The sequence below is a fragment of the Streptomyces sp. NPDC024698 genome (assembly GCF_055559015.1).
This window is the reverse complement of record NZ_JBVHLK010000005.1, coordinates 449,029-466,662: the sequence shown is the minus strand read 5'-3', so window position 1 is coordinate 466,662 and position 17,634 is coordinate 449,029. Positions and strand designations below refer to the sequence as shown.

The following is a 17,634-nucleotide window of genomic DNA, read 5'->3' as shown; positions in this document are numbered from 1 at the left end:
GGAGACATCCGCCGCGCACGGCCCTTCGCCGGCCGTGATCCCCCGGCCCCGGCCGGGCGTGAGCATGTCGCCGCTCCCGGGCTCTCCTCCGGGCCTGATGGCGCCGCCTCCTGGCCTGACTGCTCTGTCTCCTCCCGGCTTGATCACGCCGTCGGTTCCGGGCGTGATCACTCGGTTGTCAGTGGCGCCCCGTAGGCTGGCAGCGCTATGACAAAGCCCTCACTCCCCGAACTCCTGCATGCTGCCGTCACCGCTGTCGGCGGCACGGAGCGCCCCGGCCAGGTGACGATGGCCGAATCCGTCGCCGCCGCCATCGACGACAGCTCCCACCTGCTGATCCAGGCGGGCACCGGCACCGGAAAGTCGCTCGGCTATCTGGTGCCCGCGCTCGCGCACGGCGAGCGGGTGGTCGTGGCGACCGCCACCCTGGCGCTCCAGCGCCAGCTCGTGGAGCGGGACCTGCCGCGCACCGTGGACGCGCTGCACCCGCTGCTGCGCCGCCGCCCCGAGTTCGCGATGCTGAAGGGCCGGTCGAACTATCTGTGCCTGCACCGTCTGCACGAGGGCGTGCCGCAGGACGAGGAGGAGGGCCTCTTCGATCCGTTCGAGGCGGCCGCGCCCACCAGCAAGCTGGGACAGGACCTGCTGCGGCTGCGTGACTGGTCGGACGAGACCGAGACCGGAGACCGCGACGACCTCACCCCGGGCGTCTCCGACCGGGCCTGGGGCCAGGTGTCCGTGTCGTCCAGGGAGTGCCTCGGCGCCACCAAATGCGCCTACGGAGCGGAGTGCTTCGCCGAGATGGCCCGGGAGCGGGCCAAGCTCGCCGAGGTCGTCGTCACGAATCACGCGCTGCTCGCGATCGACGCCATCGAGGGCGCGCCGGTCCTGCCCCAGCACGAGGTCCTGATCGTCGACGAGGCCCATGAACTGGTCTCCCGGGTCACCGGAGTCGCCACCGGCGAACTCACGCCGGGCCAGGTCAACCGTGCCGTCCGCCGTGCCGCGAAGCTGGTCAACGAGAAGGCCGCCGATCAGCTCCAGACCGCCGCCGAGGGCTTCGAGCGTCTGATGGAGCTGGCGCTGCCTGGCCGCTTGGAGGAGATCCCGGAGGACCTCGGATACGCGCTGATGGCACTGCGTGACGCCGCCCGCACGGTGATCACCGCCCTCGGTTCGACCCGGGACAAGTCCGTCCAGGACGAGGACGCCGTGCGCAAACAGGCGCTGGCGTCCGTCGAGTCCGTGCACGCCGTGGCGGAGCGCATCGCGAACGGCTCCGAGTGGGACGTCGTCTGGTACGAACGCCATGACCGTTTCGGCGCCTCGCTCAGGGTCGCCCCGATGAACGTGTCGGGGCTCCTGCGGGAGAAGCTCTTCTCCGACCGGTCCGTCGTCCTGACGTCCGCGACCCTCAAGCTCGGCGGCGACTTCAACGGCGTGGGAGCGTCGATGGGACTCGCCCCGGAGGGTGCGGAGGGCGAGGACGTCCCCCAGTGGAAGGGTGTGGACGTCGGGTCGCCCTTCGACTACCCCCGGCAGGGCATTCTCTATGTGGCCAAGCACCTGTCCCGCCCGGCCCGGGACGCCGACCGCGGAGACATGCTCGATGAGCTGACCGAGCTGATCCAGGCCGCCGGCGGCCGGACGCTCGGTCTGTTCTCCTCGATGCGCGCGGCCCAGCTCGCGGCGGAGGAACTGCGCACCCGGATCCCCGAGTACCCGATCCTGCTCCAGGGCGAGGAGACGCTCGGCGAGCTGATCAAGAACTTCGCCGCCGACCCGAGAACGTGTCTGTTCGGCACCCTCTCGCTCTGGCAGGGCGTGGACGTGCCGGGCTCCAGCTGTCAGCTGGTCGTCATGGACAAGATCCCCTTCCCGCGCCCCGACGACCCGCTGATGAGCGCGCGCCAGAAAGCGGTCGAGGAGAACGGCGGGAACGGCTTCATGGCCGTGGCCGCCACGCACGCCGCGCTCCTGATGGCCCAGGGCGCCGGCCGTCTCGTGCGGGCCTCGGGGGACCGGGGTGTGGTCGCCGTCCTCGACCAGCGTCTGGCCACGGCCCGGTACGGCAGCTATCTGAAGGCGTCGCTCCCCGACTTCTGGTACACCACGGACCCGGGCCAGGTCCGCAGATCCCTCGCGGCGATCGACGAGAAGGCCCGGAAGGCCGAGGAGTCCGCGGCGAGGTCCGAGGAAGCGGCGGGCCCTGCGATCGAGGCCGCTGAGCCCGAGCCCGAGCCCGAGACCGATGTGGACGAGGGCGAGGGCGCGTAGCGCACCTTCGGAGGCCCGTACGGCTGCCCGGTGACGCCTCTGGAAGCCCGTACGGCCACCGGGTGACGCCTCCGGAGGCCAGTACGGCCGCCGGGTGACACCTGCGGAAGCCCGTACGGCCGTCGCCTCACGGTCGGACCGTCGTGTGACGGCTGGACCGATGGGCGACGGCCGGACCGATGGGTGAACGAACAGGACCCCGGAACCGGCGCAGTGGTTCCGGGGCCCGGTCAGGGGCGGAGGCGGCGGACCGCCCGTCGCGGTGTCACACCCGGCGCAGTACGGCGACGACCTTTCCGAGGATGGTCGCCTCGTCACCGGGGATCGGCTGGTACGCCGAGTTGTGCGGCAGCAGCCACACATGGCCGTCCTCGCGCTTGAAGCGCTTGACCGTGGCCTCGCCGTCCAGCATCGCGGCGACGATGTCACCGTTCTCCGCGACCGGCTGGCGGCGGACCGTCACCCAGTCCCCGTCGCAGATGGCGGCCTCGATCATCGAGTCACCGACGACCTTCAGGACGAACAGCTCGCCGTCGCCGACCAGTTGGCGGGGGAGCGGGAACACGTCCTCGACCGACTCCTCGGCGAGGATCGGGCCACCGGCGGCGATCCGGCCGACGAGCGGCACGTACGACGCGGCCGGCTTGCCCGCGGTGTCGGTGGGCTGCACGGAGGACTGGTCGGACCCCCGTACCTCGTACGCGCGCGGGCGGTGCGGGTCCCGCCGCAGGAAGCCCTTGCGTTCCAGCGCCATCAGCTGATGGGCGACGGAGGAGGTGCTGGAAAGGCCGACGGCCTGTCCGATCTCGCGCATCGACGGCGGATAGCCGCGCCGCTGCACGGAGTCCCGGATCACCTCGATCACCCGGCGCTGTCGGTCCGTGAGTCCCGAGCTGTCGGCCCGGATGCCTGGAGGTCGGCCAGGCAGGGAGCGCTTTGGCCCCTCATGATTCGCGGCTTCGTTCATCACATGCACCGGCTCGAGTCGGCCCTGGGAGCGGTCCTGGGCGGTGATGGTGGCGCTGTCTGCGGTCGTGGTCACGTCGGCCCCTCTCGATGGTCTCCCTGCTGGACAACGGTAGTAGCTTTCGAAAGGTTGCGCCAAACACACGTTCGAGTGAAAAACCGCGAATTGCCTGACGTGGGCATGAGTCTGGGTGTATGGCCTAGCGATGCATCTCGCGGACAAAAGGCGCCATTGCTGTACCCTTCACCGCCGGAGGCGGTGGGCGTACCGGCTGACCTGGGGTGTCGTCCGGGCGTCGCCCAGTCTGCCATCCGATGGCCGGACGGCCGGGAAGCGGCTTCCATCCGTGCGTCGACCACGCTATCCCCGGGTGTCCGGGATGGGTATGCCTGTGCGGCACGTTCCCTTACGTGTACGACACGCGCGGCGTGGGCGAATTCATGAGTCGATCCCCACATCTAGTGGTTGGATTGCGGAGGCATCCCAGAAGTTGTGGTCCCCCGGGTCTCCGGACCGTCGGGCATCGCCTATGCTTGAGGCTGCTTCGAGGGGCCCGTGAGGCCTCGCGAGGTTCCTGAGTCGTGCTTGTGAAGGAGGGTCGGAGCCATGCACTGCCCCTTCTGCAGGCACCCGGACAGCCGCGTCGTCGACAGTCGTACGACCGACGACGGCACGTCGATCCGCAGGCGCCGCCAGTGCCCCGACTGCTCCCGTCGTTTCACGACCGTGGAGACGTGCTCCCTGATGGTGGTGAAGCGCTCCGGTGTGACCGAGCCCTTCAGCCGCATCAAGGTCATCAACGGTGTGCGCAAGGCGTGCCAGGGACGGCCTGTCACCGAGGACGCGCTCGCCCAGCTCGGGCAGCGGGTCGAAGAGGCCGTGCGAGCCACCGGAAGCGCCGAGCTGACCACCCACGACGTAGGGCTGGCCATACTCGGACCCTTGCAGGAACTCGACCTCGTGGCGTACATGAGGTTCGCGTCCGTGTACCGGGCCTTCGACTCGCTCGACGACTTCGAAGCCGCCATCGCGGAACTCAGGCAGGTGAATCAGCGCCCCGCCGCGGACGACGACGTCCCGGACGCGGTGCGCCAGAAGACCGAGGACGGGTGCGACGGAACCGTGGAGGTTCCCGTGCCCGCCACCGCCGCCGACTGACCGCGGACCGGACCCCTCAGGGTGTCCGGGCCCGCCCGCGGGCGGCGACCACAGACTTGCAGCGCAAGGCCGTACCAACGGCGCGCGCTGCATCAGACACACACCGTGCCACGGGAAGTTCGCGGCACTTGAGCGCGTTTTAGCCTGTAACTGGGAGGCGGCATGACAGAGACGGCGAGCGGTCCGGCACGAGGTTCCCGCGCGAAGAGCGGAGCCAAGGCCAGCAAGGGACTGCGCATCGAGCGCATTCACTCCACCCCCGGCGTGCATCCGTACGACGAGGTGGAGTGGGAGCGTCGTGACGTCGTCATGACCAACTGGCGCGACGGCTCGGTCAACTTCGAGCAGCGTGGCGTCGAGTTCCCCGGCTTCTGGTCGGTGAACGCGGTCAACATCGTCACCAGCAAGTACTTCCGCGGTGCCGTCGGCACCCCGCAGCGCGAGGTGAGCCTCAAGCAGCTCATCGACCGCATCGTGAAGACGTACCGGAAGGCCGGCGAGGACTTCAAGTACTTCGCCTCGCCCGCCGACGCCGAGATCTTCGAGCACGAGCTGGCGTACGCCCTCCTGCACCAGATCTTCAGCTTCAACAGCCCTGTCTGGTTCAACGTCGGGACCCCCCAGCCCCAGCAGGTCTCCGCCTGCTTCATCCTGGCCGTCGACGACTCCATGGAGTCCATCCTCGACTGGTACAAGGAAGAGGGCATGATCTTCAAGGGCGGCTCCGGCGCCGGCCTGAACCTCTCCCGTATCCGTTCCTCCAAGGAGCTGCTCTCCTCGGGCGGCAACGCCTCTGGTCCCGTCTCCTTCATGCGCGGTGCCGACGCCTCCGCAGGAACGATCAAGTCGGGCGGCGCCACCCGCCGCGCGGCCAAGATGGTCATCCTGGACGTCGACCACCCCGACATCGAGGACTTCATCGAGACCAAGGTCAAGGAGGAGGAGAAGATCCGCGCCCTGCGGGACGCGGGCTTCGACATGGACCTGGGCGGCGACGACATCACGTCCGTCCAGTACCAGAACGCCAACAACTCGGTCCGCGTGAACGACACGTTCATGAAGGCGGTCGAGCAGGGCGGAACGTTCGGCCTCACCTCGCGCATGACCGGCGAGGTCATCGAGAAGGTCGACGCCAAGTCGCTCTTCCGCAAGATGGCCGAGGCGGCCTGGGCCTGTGCCGACCCGGGCATCCAGTACGACGACACGATCAACCGCTGGCACACGTGCCCGGAGTCCGGTCGTATCAACGGCTCGAACCCGTGCAGCGAGTACATGCACCTGGACAACACGTCCTGCAACCTCGCCTCGCTGAACCTGATGAAGTTCCTGAAGGACGACGGCAAGGGCCACCAGTCCTTCGAGGTCGAGCGCTTCGCCCAGGTCGTCGAGCTGGTCATCACCGCGATGGACATCTCCATCTGCTTCGCCGACTTCCCGACCGAGAAGATCGGCGAGAACACCCGCGCCTTCCGTCAGCTGGGCATCGGCTACGCCAACCTCGGCGCCCTCCTGATGGCGACCGGCCACGCGTACGACTCCGACGGCGGCCGCGCGCTCGCCGGCGCCATCAGCTCGCTGATGACCGGCACCTCGTACCGGCGCTCCGCCGAGCTGGCCGCGGTCGTCGGCCCGTACGACGGCTACGCCCGCAACGCGCAGCCCCACCAGCGCGTCATGAAGCAGCACGCCGACGCCAACACCTCGGCCGTCCGCGTGGACGACCTGGACACCCCGATCTGGGCCGCCGCCACGGAGGCCTGGCAGGACGTGATCCGCCTCGGCGAGAAGAACGGCTTCCGCAACGCGCAGGCCTCCGTCATCGCCCCGACCGGCACCATCGGTCTCGCGATGTCCTGCGACACCACCGGCCTCGAACCCGACCTCGCCCTGGTCAAGTTCAAGAAGCTGGTCGGCGGCGGCTCGATGCAGATCGTCAACGGCACCGTCCCGCAGGCCCTGCGCCGCCTGGGTTACCAGGAGGAGCAGATCGAGGCGGTCGTCGCCCACATCGCCGAGAACGGCAACGTGATCGACGCCCCGGGCCTCAAGCACGAGCACTACGAGGTCTTCGACTGCGCCATGGGCGAGCGCTCCATCTCCGCGATGGGCCACGTCCGCATGATGGCCGCGATCCAGCCGTGGATCTCCGGCGCGCTCTCCAAGACGGTCAACCTGCCGGAGACGGCGACCGTCGAGGACGTCGAAGAGGTCTACTTCGAGGCGTGGAAGATGGGCGTCAAGGCGCTCGCGATCTACCGCGACAACTGCAAGGTCGGCCAGCCCCTCTCCGCCAAGACCAAGGAGAAGGAGAAGGCCGAGGTCACGGCGAAGGCCGAGGACACCATCCGTACCGCGGTCGAGAAGGTCGTCGAGTACCGCCCGGTCCGCAAGCGTCTGCCCAAGGGCCGTCCCGGCATCACCACCTCCTTCACGGTCGGCGGCGCCGAGGGCTACATGACCGCCAACTCGTACCCGGACGACGGTCTCGGCGAGGTCTTCCTGAAGATGTCGAAGCAGGGCTCCACCCTCGCGGGCATGATGGACGCCTTCTCGATCGCCGTCTCGGTCGGCCTCCAGTACGGCGTGCCGCTGGAGACGTACGTCTCGAAGTTCACCAACATGCGCTTCGAGCCGGCCGGCATGACGGACGACCCGGACGTGCGGATGGCGCAGTCGATCGTCGACTACATCTTCCGCCGCCTGGCGCTGGACTTCCTGCCCTTCGAGACGCGCTCCGCGCTCGGCATCCACTCCGCCGAGGAGCGTCAGCGTCATCTGGAGACGGGCTCGTACGAGCCCACCGAGGACGAGGTCGACGTCGAGGGCCTGGCCCAGTCCGCGCCCCTGGCGCAGGAGCTGAAGGCCGTCGCCGCCCCCAAGGTGGAGGCCGTCGTGGCCGAGCCCGCCCCGAAGCAGATCCGCACCAGCGCCGAGCTGGTGGAGATGCAGCTGGGCATCCAGGCCGACGCCCCGCTCTGCTTCTCCTGCGGCACGAAGATGCAGCGGGCCGGGTCCTGCTACATCTGCGAGGGCTGCGGTTCGACGAGCGGTTGCAGCTGACACCGAGCGCCTTGAGGGCGTGACGTAGCTGGTCAGGGCGGTGGAGCGAGCAGTCGGCTCCACCGCCCTCGGCGTTTTCGGGGTGGCGGTGGGGTGTACGGAGACAGGCCCCTCGCGAGCGCGGCTCCGGCGGTGCCGCCCGCCGCGGCGCCAAGGCCCCGCACCGCGGCGGAATTCACCTTTCGCGCGAAACGATCAACGGCTAGTCTCCCTCCGCGCGCACGGAGCGTGCGGGGGAGGGCGGGGGACATGGCCGACAAGGTGGCCGGATCGAGGAGAGGCCTGAACGTGGGGGTTCAGGCCGTCGCGGCGGTGGTGCTCGTCGCGGGCGTCACGGGGGGCATATGGGGGCTTTCGCGGGTCCTTCCGAACAACAACGGCACCGACGAACCGGCCAGGTGTTCCGACCGGCCCAGCACCCCGCCGTCGAAGCGCGTCTCCGGTGACCAGCTGTGCCAGGCGCTCAACCGCTCGGACCTGCCGGCCCTCCTCGGGACGCCCGACGAGCACGCGCGGACGGCCGACGGCGACGACAGCGTGATCACCCTCGACGGCGGCACCAAGATCGCCAGCCCTGAGGCGAACGTGACGCTGACGACCTACTCCGTGAAGCTGACGGCCTCGGAGGACCGGCTCTCCGTCACCCAGGGCCTCGATCTGCTGCCGAAGGCGGAGCCGCGGCAGATCCTGGGCCACCCGGCGGTCCTCTACTCGGACCGGACGATCGCCCTCACCTTCGGCTCGGGCAAGGCCGAGAGCGGCCCCGGCGGCGTCGCCCGCAGCCTGCTGGTGGCCAAGGACGCGAAGGGTGGAGGCGGTTCGTTCGAGATCTCCCTCTGGCGTCAGGACGGTGTGGCGCCCGACGACGCGGCGCTGTTCCGCGTCGCCGAGCTGGTGCTGCCGACGGTCCCGGGCTGGAAGAGCGGCTGACCACCCGCCGGGGGAGACTCCGGGACCGGGACCGGGACCGGGGCCGGGGCCGGCGCAGCGCGGATGTGCGGGAGGTGTCAGACGGGGTGTGGGACACGCCCGCCCCGCGACGCCGGGCGGTGGGTGTCGGACACGCCCCGCGACGCCGGGCGGTGCCTCATGCCTCCTGAGGGCTGCCCATGACACTGGCGAAGGTCGCCGGGTCGGTGTCGAAGCCGTGGACGGCCGCGTGGAACGTCCACTCCCCGGAGTGGTCACGCACGAACTCCCCGATGGTCGCGGCCGTCGAGCCCGGCACGTCGCCGAAGTCGCCCTGGGTCAGGACGGTGTAGCCCTCGCGCAGCCGGAAGCCGGGGTTGAGGACGCCGGCGAAGGTCCGCGCCTCGGTGCGCTGCTGGATGAGGATCCCGACGACCACGCGCGCGTAGCGGCTGTCCAGGCGGTCGAGCTCCAGGGTCATGACCTCGTCCCATCCGAAGCCCTTGCCGTCCTTGCTGTCGCGGTTCAGATAGATGGTGCCGTCCGGCGAACGGCTCCCGAAATACACCACGTAGTCCGGGTTTCCGTGCGGGGCGGACGCCAGATAGGTCGCCGCGACGATGTCGAGGTCGGTCGCGGGCTCACCCACGGGACTGGGATCCCACTTGATCGCCAACTCGGCCTTGCGGATGCCCTTGTTGAGACCGTTCACCGGATGTCCCCTCCCCGTTGTTCATCAGTCACCGGGTCAACTCCCCTGAGAGCAGGCCCGGTTGTCCATCGTGCCACGCGCGCCGGTGCATGCGCCCCGATCCTCTCCGTCAGAGCGTGACCGACGCCACGTTCCGGGGCCGTACGATGGCGCGGTGCTGGTCAAGTGGATTCGCTGCACCGTGGTCGACCGCCGCGGTTTCGAACGGGGGCAGCGAAAGTGGGCGGGGCTTCTGGGGGAGCCGGGATTCCGGGGACAGGGGGGCGGATGGAGTGTGGGGCGGTCCGGCGTCGCGCACATCTTCTCGTTCTGGGAGAGCCGTGCCTTCTACGACTCCTTCATGGCCCGGTCCCATGACCGGCTCGCCGCCTCGCAGTCGGGCACGTTCAAGGATTCCCAGGTCAAGCTGTTCGACTACCGCTTCGACGTGAAGACGGGCTTCGAACCGCGCTTCACGGACTCCGACCGTGTCCGGGTCGCGCACTGCCGTGTCCGCGAGGAGCGCGCGGAGCACTTCGCGCTCATGCAGGAGAAGGTCTGGAACCCCGCGATGGCCGGATCGCCCGGCATGATCCGGGGCATGTTCGGCGAGGCGCCCGGCAACGAGTTCCTGGTCCTGTCCATGTGGCAGTCGGCCGCGGAGCACGGCAAGTACCGTGCCGAACGGGTGGAGCGACTGGCTCTGCGCGCCCAGCTCGAGGCCGACATAGCCGCCCTCGCGGGGGACGTCGTACAGCTGGAACCCGGCTGGATCGTCTGAGGGCATCTTCCGGGCGGCCCCTTTCGGGCGGCCCCCTTCCGGTGATCGGAGGGCTTCGGGTGCCCAAATGCGCTGGCGACTGTCTGCCCCGTACCCGAACTGATGTGCGGGCAGTGATGTGACCTGCGCCTTATGAGACCCGTACGACTGCTCGAACAGCGTCGGCACGATCTAGGGTTTTGGCATGGCACGACCACGGCGCATCGTCCTTGTCCGCCACGGCGAGTCGGTGGGCAATGCCGATGACACCGTCTACGAACGCGAGCCCGACCACGCTCTGGCGCTCACCGAGACCGGGTGGCAGCAGGCGGAGGACACCGGCAAACGGCTGCGCGAGCTCTTCGGCGGCGAGCGCGTAAGCGTTTACGTCTCCCCCTACCGCCGTACCCACGAGACCTTCCGCGCCTTCCACCTCGACCCCGGTCTCGTCCGGGTGCGCGAGGAGCCGCGACTGCGTGAGCAGGACTGGGGCAACTGGCAGGACCGTGACGACGTACGTCTCCAGAAGGCCTATCGCGACGCGTACGGGCACTTCTTCTACCGGTTCGCGCAGGGTGAGTCCGGCGCCGACGTGTACGACCGGGTCGGCAACTTCCTGGAGAGCCTGTACCGGAGCTTCGAGGCCCCCGACCACCCGCCGAACGTGCTCCTGGTGACCCACGGCCTGGCCATGCGGCTGTTCTGCATGCGCTGGTTCCACTGGACGGTCGCCGAGTTCGAGTCTCTCTCCAACCCGGGGAACGCGGAGGTGAGGATGCTCGTTCTGGGGGAGGACGGCCGGTACACCCTCGACCGTCCCTTCGAGCAGTGGCGCGATCCGGAAGTCCTACGGAGCCACCGGATAGAGTGGCAGGGCGATGATCGCTGACTCCTCCCCCGACGGGCGCTTCGAGCGCGCCCTCGCCAGCCTGCGCGGACTCGCGGTGGGAGACGCGCTGGGCTCGCAGTTCTTCGTGCCCGCGAACTACCCGCTGCTCAAGCGCCGCGAGCTGCCGCCCCGGCCCTGGCAGTGGACCGACGACACCGAGATGACCTGCTCCGTGGTCGCGATCCTGGCCACGCACGACCGCATCGACCAGGACGCGCTGGCCCACTCCTTCGCCGACCACCACGACTTCGACCGCGGCTACGGCCCCGCGGTCAACCGGCTGCTCCGGCTGATCCGGGAGGGCGGCGACTGGCGCGAGCTCGCGTCGGCCCTCTTCAAGGGACAGGGCTCCTGGGGCAACGGCGCCGCGATGCGTATCGCCCCCCTGGGTGCCTGGTACGCGGACGACCCGGAGCAGGCGACGCACCAGGCGGAGATCTCCGCCTATCCGACGCACCAGCACCGCGAGGCCGTGGTCGGCGCCATGGCCGTCGCCGCGGCCGCAGCCCTGGCGGCCGACCCGGCGGGCCCGCCGACCGCCGAGGCCCTGCTCGACGGCGTCATCGCACTCGTACCGCGCAGCGCAGTGGGGGCCGGGCTCAGGCGCGCCCGGGACATGCTCGACTACGGGGACGCCGCGACCGTGGCCGCCGTGCTCGGCTGCGGACGGCGTACGTCGGCCCACGACACCGTGCCCTTCGCCCTCTGGTCCGCCGCCCGCGCGCTGAGTGACTACGAAGAGGGCTTCTGGGTCACCGCCCAGGTCGGCGGCGACGTCGACACGACCTGCTCGATCGTCGGCGGCGTGGTCGCCTCCGGGAAGGCGGGAGCGCCCCCCGCGGCATGGCTGGACGCCACGGAGACGCTGCCGGAGTGGCTGCCGGGGGTCACGTCCGGGCGTGTGGCGGACGGCGCGTAGAGCGCACGGCAGAGGGGTCCCAGGGGCGCTGAGCCGTCGTCCGGGGGGCGCGGTCGGCCAACCCTGCCCGGGACGTGTCACAGGCTTGCTACAGCCCCGCAGCACCCTCGTCCGGCGGATGGCCCGTGGATACCCTGTGCGCCACGCCGTCCGTTGATCATGACGGGCGTGTGCCGACGAAACACCGGACGACAGCCCTCCGCCCCCGTGGCGCTATCCGGGCTGCCCGGTGACCGGCTGGGAGGGGATCCCTTGTCCGACATACCGTCCACGCCAGAGCCCCAGGACGCGCCATCGACGCGACGGAAGGGCCCGGAGGCGAGTGAGGGGGGTCCGGCGGGCGGGGCCCTGCCTCCGGAGACCACACAAGCGCCGGGGACTCCGGGCAGCGCTCCGCAGACACCGAGCGCTCTGGAGCCGGAGGGTGCCACGGAGCCGGCGGTATCAGCATCCAAGGGGAAGCGGCCGGACGCATCCGGTCCCGCCGCCACGGGGCAAGCCACGCGATCGGGGGATGCGGGTCGGCCTGAGGGGGAGGGCGACGATGGGGATGCGGACGCGTCCCAGGGTGCGGGCGGCGCCGAAGATGCGGTCGCGTCCGGGGATGGGGGCGTGTCCGAGGACACGGACGGATCCGAGGGCGCGGACGGGTCCGGAGGTGTGGTGGAGTCCGAAGGCGCGGACGGGTCCGTAGATGTGAAGGGGCCCGTGGACGCGAACCGGGCGGGGGACGGCGACGCGGCCGGAGGCGACGGGGCCGGGGCCAGCGATGCAACGGGCTTCGCGCGGGGGCCCGTTGCGAAGCCGTCGACGGGGTCCGCGGCGGTCAGGGCCGGAACCGGGATGCCGTCCCGGGTCGCCCGATCGCAGCACGCCGGGACCGGAACGTCGTCCCGGGTCGCACGATCGCCGCACGCCGCGACAGGCAAGGCGTCCTCGCCTTCCACTCCCGGCCTGTGGTCGGCGGAGCTGTGGGCCACGTGGCCCGCCCCGGTGCGCACACCCACCCTGTGGGCCGTGCTCGCGACCGGGGTGCTGAGCATGCTGCTCCTCGACGGCGGTCTGGCCGTCAACCTCCTCCTGGTCGCCATCCCCGCGGCGCTGGCCGCGTACTTCTCGGGCCGGGACGCGGGACGCCGCACGCGCGCGTGGAGCCTGGTCTGGGGCATCGGAGGGCTCGGTCTGCTGGCCGTGCCCGCTCTGCGTGACGCCGACTGGCCGTCGTTCCTCGCCGTCGTGGCGGCGATCGGGCTCGGCTCGCTCGCGCTGAACGGCGGCCGCACCTGGCCCGCGGTTCTGCTCGGCCCGATCGCCGTGGTCAACTCCGTGATCACCGGCGTCGCCTGGGGCTGGCGCGGGCTGCGGGAACGATTCGGCGGTGCCCGTCGGAGCGTGGACGTCGGGCTGCGCGCGTTCGTGGTGAGCGCCCTTCTGCTGCTGGTCTTCGGGGCGCTGTTCGCCGGAGCGGACGCGGCCTTCGCCGATCTGCTCGGTGAGCTGGTCCCGGACACCTCCGTGGCCGGCGGGCCCTGGCGGGTGGTGCTTCTGGTGGCGGGCATCGTCGCGGCGCTGGCCGTGGCCCACACGGCGGCCGCGCCCGTACGCCTGGACCGGGTCGTGGTGCGCCCCGGGCGCCCGCGCAACCGCGTCGAGTGGGCGCTCCCTCTGATCGTGCTCACCGTGCTCTTCGCGGCCTTCAACGCGGTCCAGCTCGTGGTCCTGTTCGGCGGATACGACGCGGTCCTCAAGCACACCCACCAGACGTACGCCGAGTACGCGCGCCAGGGCTTCTGGCAGCTGCTGTTCGTCACGCTGCTGACCCTGCTCGTCGTGGTGTTCGCGCTGCGCTGGGCACCGAGGGACGGCGCCGGCGACCGGAAACTTGTGCGAGGTGTGCTGGGAACTCTCTGCGCGCTGGCGCTCGTTGTCGTGGCATCCGCTGTGCGACGTATGGACATGTATGTGGAGGCTTATGGGCTGACGAGACTGAGGATCTCGGTGCTGGCGGGGGAGTTGTGGCTGGGCCTGGTCATCGTGCTCATCATGGCGGCCGGAGTGTGGGGCGCGCGGTGGCTGCCCCGCGTCGTGGCGGCCAGCGCGGCGGCCGGTGTCCTCGCGTTCGGGCTGATGTCGCCGGACGGTCTGATCGCCGAGCGGAACGTCCAGCGGTACGAGGACACGGGCAAGTTCGACATCCGGTACGCCCGCGATCTGTCGGCCGACGCCGTACCCGCCCTCGACAAGATGAAGGAGCCGATGCGTTCCTGTGTGCTGCGATCGCTGGCCTCCGAGCTGGACCAGGACGACGCACCCTGGTACGCGACCAGTTGGGGCGAGGCCAGGGCCCGCGACATCCTGCGGGACAACCCTCCGGCCGCGTCCGTGAACGAGACCGTGTGCAACTCGTTGACGGAGGTCCCTGAGTACCGCTGAGCGCCTTCGCGGATGGGTGACGGGGCTCGGGTCTCCCACTCCGTGGCGCGGCGGCCGGGTCACGGTTGCCATGGGTCGCCCCGACCCTGACCACGACCCGGCCCCTGCGGATTCCGCCTCGCGCGGGTTCGTCCTCAGCCCGTGGCCGGTCCCGCCGTGCCGGCGAGAGCCTCCAGGTCGCTCTTGCGGACCTTGATCACCAGTGTTGCTGTGATCAGAGCGAGCAGAGCCATGCCCACCGCGGGTACGAAGGCGGTCGAGATGCCCTGGGCGAGCACGTCATGACCCCAAGGAGCGGGCAACTGGTGGGACTTGGCGAACGTCGCCTTCTGCTCGGCCGAGCCGTCCGCCAGGAACTTCGGCAGCTGCTTCCGCGCCTCGTCACGGCTGGCCGTTCCGAAGACGGTGGTGAGGATGGAGAGACCGAGTGAACCGCCCACCTGCTGCGTCACGTTGAGCAGCCCGGAGGCCGCGCCCGCCTCGTGCTGGGCGACACCGGATACGGCGGTCACCGTCAGCGTCACGAAGTTCAGGCCCATGCCGAAGCCGAACAGCAGCATGGGGCCGAGGACTCCGCCCGCGTACGAGTCGTCGGGGCTGATGAAGGTCAGCCAGCCGAGCCCGAGGGCGACGAGCGACGAGCCGGTGACCATGAAGGGCTTGGGCCCGAGCACCGGCAGGAAGCGCTGCGAGAGACCCGCGCCGACCGCGATCGCGACCGTCACCGGGAGGAAGGCCACACCTGCCGAGATCGGGGTGTATCCCAGGACGTTCTGCACGAACAATACGATGTAGAAGAACATGCCGAACATCGCGGCAGCGAGACTCAGCATGATCAGATACGTGCCCGAACGGTTGCGGTCGGCGAACATCCGCAGCGGGGTGATCGGTTCCCGCGCCCGCGTCTCGATGATACCGAAGGCCAGCAGCAGGGCCGCGGCCGCGCCGAACGACCCGATCGTGAGGCCGTCCCGCCAGCCGTTCTCCGCCGCGCGGATGAAGCCGTACACCAGGGACGCCATGCCGGCCGTCGAGGTGAGCGCACCCGCGATGTCGAAGCGCCCCGGGTGACGTGGGGACTCGTTGATGTACATCGGCGCCAGAACGGCGATCAGGATGCCGATGGGCACGTTGACGAAGAGGACCCACCGCCAGTCGAGCCACTCCGTGAGCATGCCTCCGGCGAGCAACCCGATGGCGCCGCCGCCGGCCGAGACCGTCGCGAAGACGGCGAACGCCCGGTTCCGCTCCGGCCCCTCGGGGAAAGTCGTCGTGATCAGGGCCAGCGACGTCGGCGAGGCGATCGCGCCACCCATGCCCTGCAAGGCCCGTGCGGCGAGCAACTGCCAGGGTTCCTGGGCGAGTCCGCCGAGCAGCGAGGCGAAGGTGAACAGCAGGATGCCGGTCATGAAGACCCGGCGCCGGCCGAGGATGTCACCGGCCCGCGCGCCGAGAAGCAGCAGGCCACCGAAGGTGAGGGTGTACGAACTGACCACCCATGTCAGGTCGGTCGTACTGAAGTCGAGTGCGTCTTGAATGTGCGGGAGGGCGATGTTCACAATCGTCGCGTCGAGTACGACCATGAGTTGGCAGGCCGCGATGACGGTGAGCGCGATGCCGGGATGTCCCTCCCGGCGGGCCGCACCTGGCTTGCTGTCCTGAATCAATGGAGTGGTTGTCACTATGATTCCCCCACAAGTGCGTTAGTGAACGCTCGCGTTCACTTTCATGTCAACGGTAGTGAGTCCCCGTCAGTGAACGCAAGCGTTCACTGAAGTCGCTCTCCGGAGACGGCGGTCGGATCGCCCGACCCCGCACGAAAGTCCCAACTCCCCGCATTTCGTTCCCTGTACGACGGAGACACTCTGATGGTTACCTCGCGTTGGACGGCCGCCCCCGCTCAGGCGCCCCCCTCGCGCCGGCGCGGTGCCGTGCTCGAGCGCGCGATCCTTCAAGCCGCGCTGGAGCAGCTCGGCTCGGTCGGCTGGAACGGCCTCACCATGGAAGGGGTGGCCGCCGGCGCCCAGACGGGCAAGGCCGCCGTCTACCGCCGCTGGCCCTCGAAGGCGGACCTGGTCGCGGACGCGCTCCAGGCCGGACTGCCGGATCTGACCCGGTCTCCCGACCTCGGAAGTGTCCGGGAGGACCTGCTGGAGGTGTGCCGGCGGGTGCGCGAGGCGATGTTCTCGCCGCCCGGGATCGCGCTTCGCTCAGTGCTTCACGAATGCGATGCGAGGCAGGCCGAACGCTTCAACCAGGTCATCCTCGGCGGGGTCGTCGAACCCACCCTGCGACTGCTCCGCGAGGTCGTCCAGCGTGGTATCGAACGGGGTGAGGTGCGTCCCGACGCAGCGAACTCGTACGTCTTCGACGCCGTCCCGGCGATGATGATGTACCGCGCCAAGGTGTGCGCGAGCGAATGGAGCGACCTGGATCTCCAGGAGATGATCGACCAGATGATGGTCCCGCTGCTGCGCGTACGCACCGGCTGACGGTTCCGAGCGGACCGGGCGCGGGGTCGTCGCGCGCTGGCTGGCGAGTCCGTGTGCGGTGCGCGGATGGTGTGAGGGCGGTGGGCGGTCGGAGCGCCTGCGTCGAGCGGCTCGTTCACGCGCGTCGGATGCGTGGTCGTACGCCTGGGGCGGCGAAGGGGCTGTGCGCGACGCTCGGTCGGCCCGTCCGTGTGCGTCGGTCGGATGGTCCGCTCGCCTCGACCGGCGGGGCTCCCTGGGCCTCGGTCGGGCGGTTCGCGTATGTCGCGGCCATCGTGTGCGGTCAGGGTCCGGCGGCGTGAGTGTGGGCTTTCCCGCGGGCGGGGGACCTGGGTGTCGCAAGGACCTCGGAGCGGCGTAGTCTGAGGGCGCCATGCCGTACGAACCCCCCACTCATACCGTCGAGCGCTCCCTCCGCGCCACGACCGGAGCGAAGGTCATAGCCGGTGTCGACGAGGTGGGTCGCGGTGCCTGGGCCGGCCCCGTCACCGTCTGCGCCGCCATCACCGGACTGCGCCGCGCGCCCGAAGGGCTCACCGACTCCAAACTCCTGACCGTCAAGCGCCGCACCGCGCTCGCCGTGGAGTTGGAGAAGTGGGTGACGGCGTACGCCCTCGGGCACGCCTCCCCGGAAGAGATCGACCGGCTGGGAATGACCGCCGCGCTGCGCCTCGCGGCGGTACGCGCGCTGGAAACCTTGCCGGTCCGCCCCGACGCGGTCATCCTCGACGGGAAGCACGACTACCTCGGCGCTCCCTGGAAGGTCCGTACGGTGATCAAGGGCGACCAGTCCTGCATCGCCGTCGCGGCGGCCTCGGTGATCGCCAAGGTGCGGCGCGACAAAATGATGGCCGAACTGGGCATCGAACATGCAGACTTCGGCTTTGCGGCCAACGCCGGGTATCCGTCGCCGGTCCACAAAGCCGCGCTGGAGGAGCGGGGTCCCACCCCGTACCACCGGTTGTCGTGGGCGTATCTTGATGCGCTGCCCCAGTGGCGGCACCTCAAGAAGGTCCGCAGCTCGGCGGACGGAAACGTTCCGGAGATCGAAGGCCAGCTCGGCTTCGATTTCTGACGAT

General features: G+C 70.0%; 12 protein-coding genes and 1 pseudogene. 10 read left to right on the top strand and 3 right to left on the bottom strand.

Features of this window, described 5'->3' with window-relative positions; translation table 11 throughout:
• The first annotated feature begins 207 nt into the window (after positions 1–207).
• Positions 208–2,277, top strand: coding sequence for an ATP-dependent DNA helicase (locus tag ACZ4AA_RS15360; RefSeq protein WP_467601261.1), 2,070 nt, complete (start codon positions 208–210; stop codon positions 2,275–2,277).
• A gap of 265 nt (positions 2,278–2,542) precedes the next feature.
• Here ACZ4AA_RS15360 and lexA read toward each other — a convergent pair whose 3' ends face one another.
• Complete coding sequence (gene lexA, locus ACZ4AA_RS15355; RefSeq protein ID WP_103549644.1) at positions 2,543–3,319, bottom strand: transcriptional repressor LexA; 777 nt, start codon at positions 3,317–3,319, stop codon at positions 2,543–2,545.
• Positions 3,320–3,850: 531 nt separating this feature from the next.
• Here lexA and nrdR point away from each other — a divergent pair.
• The 3 genes from nrdR to ACZ4AA_RS15340 all read left to right on the top strand — a co-directional run bounded on the left by nrdR (position 3,851) and on the right by ACZ4AA_RS15340 (position 8,392).
• Positions 3,851–4,402 (top strand): transcriptional regulator NrdR, encoded by a 552-nt coding sequence (gene nrdR, locus ACZ4AA_RS15350; protein WP_467601259.1) that lies wholly within the window; start codon positions 3,851–3,853, stop codon positions 4,400–4,402.
• A 162-nt stretch (positions 4,403–4,564) separates the two neighbouring features.
• Positions 4,565–7,462 (top strand): vitamin B12-dependent ribonucleotide reductase, encoded by a 2,898-nt coding sequence (locus tag ACZ4AA_RS15345; protein ID WP_467601257.1) that lies wholly within the window; start codon positions 4,565–4,567, stop codon positions 7,460–7,462.
• Between the two features lie 249 nt (positions 7,463–7,711).
• Positions 7,712–8,392, top strand: a complete 681-nt coding sequence (locus ACZ4AA_RS15340; protein ID WP_467601255.1) for a DUF6215 domain-containing protein — start codon at positions 7,712–7,714, stop codon at positions 8,390–8,392.
• A gap of 157 nt (positions 8,393–8,549) precedes the next feature.
• Here the strand turns inward: ACZ4AA_RS15340 and ACZ4AA_RS15335 are convergent, their stop codons facing one another.
• On the bottom strand, positions 8,550–9,083 hold the full coding sequence (locus ACZ4AA_RS15335; RefSeq protein ID WP_467601253.1) for a TerD family protein: 534 nt from the start codon (positions 9,081–9,083) through the stop codon (positions 8,550–8,552).
• Positions 9,084–9,237: 154 nt separating this feature from the next.
• Here ACZ4AA_RS15335 and ACZ4AA_RS15330 point away from each other — a divergent pair, with 154 nt between their 5' ends.
• From ACZ4AA_RS15330 to ACZ4AA_RS15315, 4 genes and pseudogenes are all read left to right on the top strand, one after another.
• Positions 9,238–9,843, top strand: coding sequence for a YdbC family protein (locus tag ACZ4AA_RS15330; protein WP_467601251.1), 606 nt, complete (start codon positions 9,238–9,240; stop codon positions 9,841–9,843).
• Between the two features lie 184 nt (positions 9,844–10,027).
• Positions 10,028–10,688, top strand: a pseudogene (locus ACZ4AA_RS15325) (histidine phosphatase family protein).
• A gap of 12 nt (positions 10,689–10,700) precedes the next feature.
• Positions 10,701–11,630 carry an ADP-ribosylglycohydrolase family protein gene (locus ACZ4AA_RS15320; RefSeq protein ID WP_467601249.1) on the top strand — a complete coding sequence of 310 codons (930 nt, stop codon included), beginning with the start codon at positions 10,701–10,703 and terminating at the stop codon, positions 11,628–11,630.
• Between the two features lie 843 nt (positions 11,631–12,473).
• Positions 12,474–14,063, top strand: a complete 1,590-nt coding sequence (locus tag ACZ4AA_RS15315; RefSeq protein ID WP_467601370.1) for a DUF4153 domain-containing protein — start codon at positions 12,474–12,476, stop codon at positions 14,061–14,063.
• A gap of 134 nt (positions 14,064–14,197) precedes the next feature.
• On the opposite strand, the gene ACZ4AA_RS15310 is transcribed toward ACZ4AA_RS15315, so the two are convergent.
• Positions 14,198–15,745, bottom strand: a complete 1,548-nt coding sequence (locus ACZ4AA_RS15310) for an MFS transporter (protein WP_467601247.1) — start codon at positions 15,743–15,745, stop codon at positions 14,198–14,200.
• Between the two features lie 186 nt (positions 15,746–15,931).
• Here ACZ4AA_RS15310 and ACZ4AA_RS15305 point away from each other — a divergent pair, with 186 nt between their 5' ends.
• The gene (locus ACZ4AA_RS15305) at positions 15,932–16,555 is read left to right on the top strand and encodes a TetR/AcrR family transcriptional regulator (protein WP_467601244.1); all 624 of its coding nucleotides are present in this window, start codon (positions 15,932–15,934) and stop codon (positions 16,553–16,555) included.
• A gap of 373 nt (positions 16,556–16,928) precedes the next feature.
• On the top strand, positions 16,929–17,630 hold the full coding sequence (locus ACZ4AA_RS15300) for a ribonuclease HII (RefSeq protein WP_467601242.1): 702 nt from the start codon (positions 16,929–16,931) through the stop codon (positions 17,628–17,630).
• The last annotated feature ends 4 nt before the right edge of the window (positions 17,631–17,634 follow it).